Origin of the sequence: Thalassobacterium maritimum (genome assembly GCF_031127805.1) — a bacterium.
Taxonomy (GTDB): Bacteria; Verrucomicrobiota; Verrucomicrobiia; order Opitutales; family Coraliomargaritaceae; genus Thalassobacterium; species Thalassobacterium maritimum.
Genome location: NZ_JARXHW010000095.1, coordinates 1 through 5,048 on the forward strand (window position 1 = coordinate 1; position 5,048 = coordinate 5,048).

The 5,048-nt window shown below is 43.6% G+C and carries 9 protein-coding genes; all 9 read right to left on the reverse strand.

Features of this window, described 5'->3' with window-relative positions; genetic code table 11:
- Positions 1 to 130: 130 nt before the first annotated feature.
- Positions 131 to 589: a hypothetical protein gene (locus QEH52_RS18945; RefSeq protein ID WP_308952523.1), complete on the reverse strand. Its 459-nt coding sequence runs from the start codon at positions 587 to 589 to the stop codon at positions 131 to 133.
- 62 nt (positions 590 to 651) lie between these two features.
- Complete coding sequence (locus QEH52_RS18950) at positions 652 to 993, reverse strand: hypothetical protein (RefSeq protein WP_308952524.1); 342 nt, start codon at positions 991 to 993, stop codon at positions 652 to 654.
- A gap of 268 nt (positions 994 to 1,261) precedes the next feature.
- The gene (locus QEH52_RS18955; RefSeq protein WP_308952525.1) at positions 1,262 to 1,582 is read right to left on the reverse strand and encodes a hypothetical protein; all 321 of its coding nucleotides are present in this window, start codon (positions 1,580 to 1,582) and stop codon (positions 1,262 to 1,264) included.
- 80 nt (positions 1,583 to 1,662) lie between these two features.
- Positions 1,663 to 2,106 (reverse strand): DUF4274 domain-containing protein, encoded by a 444-nt coding sequence (locus tag QEH52_RS18960; RefSeq protein WP_308952526.1) that lies wholly within the window; start codon positions 2,104 to 2,106, stop codon positions 1,663 to 1,665.
- A 78-nt stretch (positions 2,107 to 2,184) separates the two neighbouring features.
- Complete coding sequence (locus QEH52_RS18965; RefSeq protein ID WP_308952527.1) at positions 2,185 to 2,685, reverse strand: hypothetical protein; 501 nt, start codon at positions 2,683 to 2,685, stop codon at positions 2,185 to 2,187.
- Positions 2,686 to 2,744: 59 nt separating this feature from the next.
- Positions 2,745 to 3,455 carry an SMI1/KNR4 family protein gene (locus QEH52_RS18970; RefSeq protein WP_308952528.1) on the reverse strand — a complete coding sequence of 237 codons (711 nt, stop codon included), beginning with the start codon at positions 3,453 to 3,455 and terminating at the stop codon, positions 2,745 to 2,747.
- 70 nt (positions 3,456 to 3,525) lie between these two features.
- Entirely contained in the window at positions 3,526 to 3,903 is a 378-nt protein-coding gene (locus tag QEH52_RS18975; RefSeq protein ID WP_308952529.1) for a PH domain-containing protein, read from the reverse strand.
- Positions 3,904 to 3,994: 91 nt separating this feature from the next.
- The gene (locus QEH52_RS18980; RefSeq protein WP_308952530.1) at positions 3,995 to 4,297 is read right to left on the reverse strand and encodes a hypothetical protein; all 303 of its coding nucleotides are present in this window, start codon (positions 4,295 to 4,297) and stop codon (positions 3,995 to 3,997) included.
- A gap of 66 nt (positions 4,298 to 4,363) precedes the next feature.
- Positions 4,364 to 4,939, reverse strand: a complete 576-nt coding sequence (locus QEH52_RS18985) for a hypothetical protein (RefSeq protein ID WP_308952531.1) — start codon at positions 4,937 to 4,939, stop codon at positions 4,364 to 4,366.
- Between the last annotated feature and the right edge of the window lie 109 nt (positions 4,940 to 5,048).

Sequence of the window (5,048 nt, forward strand, 5' to 3'; positions counted from 1 at the left end):
CATCGCAAGACTCGATACATACTGTTGGGTTATTCTTTATATGGCTGGGACTTTCACCCAGCAAGATGGCGCACCCTTAGCTTGGCGCACAACGTCGAGGACTGGCAACCCAGCCCGAGTGATGAGTAGTCTAAGTGGTTGTCGAATTACTGGCGCGTAAATGGGGTTGATCAGCTCCGTCTGGTTCTCCCTTCGTTTGTGAAACCCAACCCCTCATTATGGTTGTTTTGTGTCGAATCCAAACCCCATTTTCTTTCTTTACTTCATAATACCATCCTGAGCCGTTAAGGGGGCCTCGAATGACTCCTGCCTCAACATCGACTCGGGTGCCGGATAAAACTTCTATCGATAAGATTGGGTCTACATTTTTGATTTTTTCTATTACTTTTATGATTTCGGCAATATCCTGTGAGCTAATTGCCGCCACGTCTCCGTATACACGAACTCCTTCGATGTATTGTGTTTCCTTTGCTTCCTTGGGTGGGGGTGTTGTGGTTTGGGTTGGCGGAGTTGTTTGGCAACCTGCGGAGAAACAGATAATCACGAATCCAAGATACATAGCTAATACTGAGGACTTATCTAATTTCATTTTTTGGAGAACGTAGAGCATGAGCGATGGCGCGTTAGCGACATTGCTCAGTGCGACTGGTTCTACCAAGCTTTTTTGAATGATATTGGATCATAGCCAGCTCGCTTCATGACTAAAATTTCTTCAGTTTCTAAATAACCATGGAGTGTGGCCTGTTCGCCATCATCGTCTAGGTAAACGAATAGTTTATCCTTTTCTTTTATTTCGAAAGTGCCCTCAATTTTATCGGATTCAATGATTTCTAGTGTCACCGACATGTCTGAATCAAAAGTTAGAACTCCTTTTTCTTTCCCTTCAGAGGCCTCCCAAGTTCCTATAATCATAGAGAGGGTTTCGTTTTCTTTTATACATGAAATGCTTAATAATAGCATCAAAGCGATCAGGGTGGATATTGTTTTATTCATTTTTGTAGAACGTGGAGCACTATCGCGAATGAAGCGCGTAGCGCGAAATGAGTTGATAGGTGCGTCTGGATATGCTTCCGCCCTTGGTCAGGTGGATTCCGCTCTGATCTATCGGCTTCATTCTATTTTTTTAAGGGTGAGGGCTCGAATGTGAACCACTCATTCAATTTTTATAAATTCTCTTTTATTTGACGTTAGTGCAAGGGTGAAGTGATTCAAATATGATTCATTTCATCTTCTGCATATCGTCGAGCTCTGGCGCGGCGCGTTAGCGACGTTGACCAGAAGCGACTTGTTCGTCCTGATTTGCTGTAGAAGCTGGTGGATTTTCTCTGCTCATGAATTTTATTTGTTTCTGTGAGAAGCCCCAAGTGAAGTGATCTTTAGCAGTAGAGAATATAACATTTTTGAAAGGTTCCTTCTCTTTAGCATCTTCAGGAAGCTCCATCTGTTCAACAATTCCTTTTTCTCTTCTTTTCTTGAAGTTTCCCACAAGCGCAAAACTGACAATCGACAAATAAGGATACGTGATTTCGACCTCATCGCCTTCCATCACGATTTCACCTGAAGAGTACCGGATTGTATTCATTTCTTTCGACGAACGCGAAGGTGTCTCGATTCAGTGGAGCGCGGAGCGCGTAACTGAATTGAGACCACCGACTGGATATCTCATATTGTTACTATTGGTTCAGATCCTTCGATAGGGTTCAGGAATGATTCGGATATGCCATCTTTCTTTAACTGGTATATTTGAACTCTGGTAAGGTTTGGATCAAAGCTAGTGTGCGATTTCTCTTCTCTCGCATTCTCGATCCTTTGAATCATCAGTTGTGAGAAGGCTACCCAATCTTGGTTGTATTCACTTTCTTCGATTTCCCCCGTCAGATAGCTCATCGCTTCAGCGAGCCAAAATAGAGTCAAGTCGATACCCGAGTCACAGCATTCATTTTCTGTGATTCTTTTCGGGATCTCAAAGCCGTCGTCCCAATTGTAGGCAATGGCAATCTGCTGCAAGAAGCTTGGATTTTTCGATTCATCGATGACGCATTCGAGATCCACTGGGACGTCTCCTCCCAGTAGTGCATCGAGCGTTTCTTTTTCCTTCTGTAACATGCCTTTCAGATATCGTGAAGCACTATCGCGACTGTAGCGCGGAGCGCGAAAGGAGTTGATAGGTGCGACTGGATATGGTCACGAGTCGAAAGGGTTGATGGATGGTGGATTGTTCCGGATCTCAAACTTCATTTTTGTGGGCATGATGTAAATCTGTCCATTGTCGATTGTCCAGACGGCACGAACCTCTCCACAGGCGACGTCAATCGCTTGGAGATAAGAGATTTTTCGAGATTGGAAGTTTACGTTATCTGCCGCAAATGCCTCGGGGTGGAGGACCTTAATGTCTATTCTCTTTTCAGAGTCCTTCGATTTCGAAAAAGATACGACACCATCGCTAATCACCACTCGGCTTACTCTGTCGATGAAGGTAAAAAATTTTATTGCGGGGAAAGATGTCTCTTCGAAGTAGATCGAATTCAGGAACTCAACGTATTCTTGGTTTTCTTTACTGGTTTCTTCAACTGGGACAAGAGTGTGCTTTGGCTTAAATTCTTCCACATAGCTCAAATATCCCGAATATGCTGTAATGCTCAGCAAACTGCTAAGGAGTAAATAGGCTATTAATTTCTTTCCCATATCGTGGAGCTCTGGCGCGGCGCGTTAGCGACGTTGACCAGAAGCGTCTTGTTGGCTCTTTAGTTTTTCTGGAATAGTCTTTGGAATAAAGTCTTACGCTTTCTGACAGCAAGTATCGGTAGATCTGGATGCATTTCAACAACGTCGAACTTTTGTAGGTCAACGCCATCTCCGACTTTTGAATTGCGGAAATCATATACGAAGACATCGTCTTGAAGAGAGCTTATAAATGATTCAGTTTTTGAATCGACCTCGTATAAAGCAGTAGGAGTGAGATCGTCATTTAAGTCTTGGATTCTCTTTATTCGGAATTCGTGAAGGTCATCGATTAGGCTGTCATACGGTGGAGTCATGAAGCGTATGCACTCACTAATAAAGTCTCGTAGGGAATCAGACTGGTAGAATAGCATTGGGCCTTCGTGTTGGTAGTAAAAGATAGGGCCAAGCTCTTCGCTTACATGTGGAAGCCAATAAAACCAAAAATTTCCGAATCCGTCAGGTGCGATTTCCTTAATTCTATTTTTTCCAAATCCGAGGTAATCGACCATTTCCCCTTTAAAATCGATTATCTCCATTGGGCCTTCTTCGAGTCCACCACAATCCCTGAGTAGCTCTTTTACGTCTGTTGTGAAAATGCACCCGCATTCACGCTCAAAGGCTTCTATCTCATTTTCGCTTAAGCCAGGCAGCTTTTTTGTTCCTCTGTCCTCTCCGTCTTCGTCTGGATGTGGAGATTTCAGATACTGAGTGATTGTCTCAAGAGTATTCATTTTCTTTCAGCCAATCGTGGAGCATGAGCGATGGCGCGATAGCGACATTGCTCACTGCGATTGGTTCACGCTAGATGAGTGTGTGCGCTGCTAGAACCTTCTGTAGGTCGTAGATATTCACTTTTTTGTTAAATTTCTTTTTGATAGGTTCGAGGTCACTGCCAACCCATATTTTTAACTCAGCGTCCAAGTCGAAGCGTCCTGCTGTCTCAATGCTGAATTTCGTGATTTTGCAGTATGGGACTGAAAGATATTCAATTTTCTTTCCAGTAAGTCCTTGGACATCGACTAAAATCAAACGCTTGTTCGTGAATATGAAGGTGTCTCTAATGATGATAAATCCGACTTCGATACTTTCGCCTTCTGTTAAGAGGTTGCCGAATTCACTATTTAGTTTGCTGGCTTCTACAACTCCAGCATTTCCGAGGATTCCTGATAATATTCCCATGTTAATTTATGTTATTTATTTTTTGTGAACGTCGAGCACTATCGCGAGTGTAGCGCGGAGCGCGAAAGGAGTTGATAGGTGCGTCTGGATCTCATTCGATAACGGTTCCGAGTTCAAGCAGGATTAATAAGCCGAGTGGGATTCCAATGATGTAGAGTAAGCCATTCATTCTACTTTTGATCAAGAGGTAGATTCCTCGGATCACACATAATGCTACGAATGCCATCATGATCCATATCGCTGCATTCATTTCTGTTTCATTCCATTTTCTCGTGTAGGACGAAATGACACCTCGTTCGCTCGCTCCAAAGATCAAAATAGTGAGCAAGGCTACTGTGATCGAAGTCATCAGGAAGCGTTCAATCGCTTTAGGTGACTTGGGGTATGTTTCCATTCTTCTGAGATCGTAGAGGGGATGCATAGATGAGCGCAGCGAAATCTATTGTCATCTCCCGACTTGTTAGGTGGTTGAGGTTTGTAGCTTCTGCCGCTCTAGCACTGCCTTGTAGTGTTCGTTACGGACGTTTCTATCGATCAATCGCTGAATGCGAGAGAAGATATACATACAGTCCCCCTGAATCCTTGGAACAGAGAAGCCGCAATCTTCACAGGAAAAAGAAGTATGACTAATTTCCGAAAACGACAGTGTGCTGTGCTCGCAATAAACCATCTGAGTGTCGCACTTTGGGCAGTAATGCCCCATGTTGTAAACTGTTCCGTTAAGTCGATAGTCCCAGCGCCAAACCATGTCGTCAAAAGTGTCTTGTCGGTAATCAGTGTAAGAAAGTTCCTTGGATTCTTTCTTCATCTTCTTGGCCAAACTCAAAATTGGAATTGCGGCCAGAATCAGAAGGAGACCAAAGATAGCAAGAGGGATTTCGACAGGTTGAATGATCGTCAATCCAAGTTCTTTGATTCTGCTCCGGCACCAATAGAATGGGGGCAAAAGATTTACTTTAACTACATGATGAAGAATCAATCCCGCAATTACAGAAGCGATAATCGATGCCCCTATGGCCTTTGTGGTGCTCTTCATTTTTTCTTACCTAACGTGAAGCACTATCGCGACTGTAGCGCGGAGCGCGAAAGGAGTTGATAGATGCGTCTGGATCTCATTTTCGGTTAAAGGGCTTCAGTTGGATTCC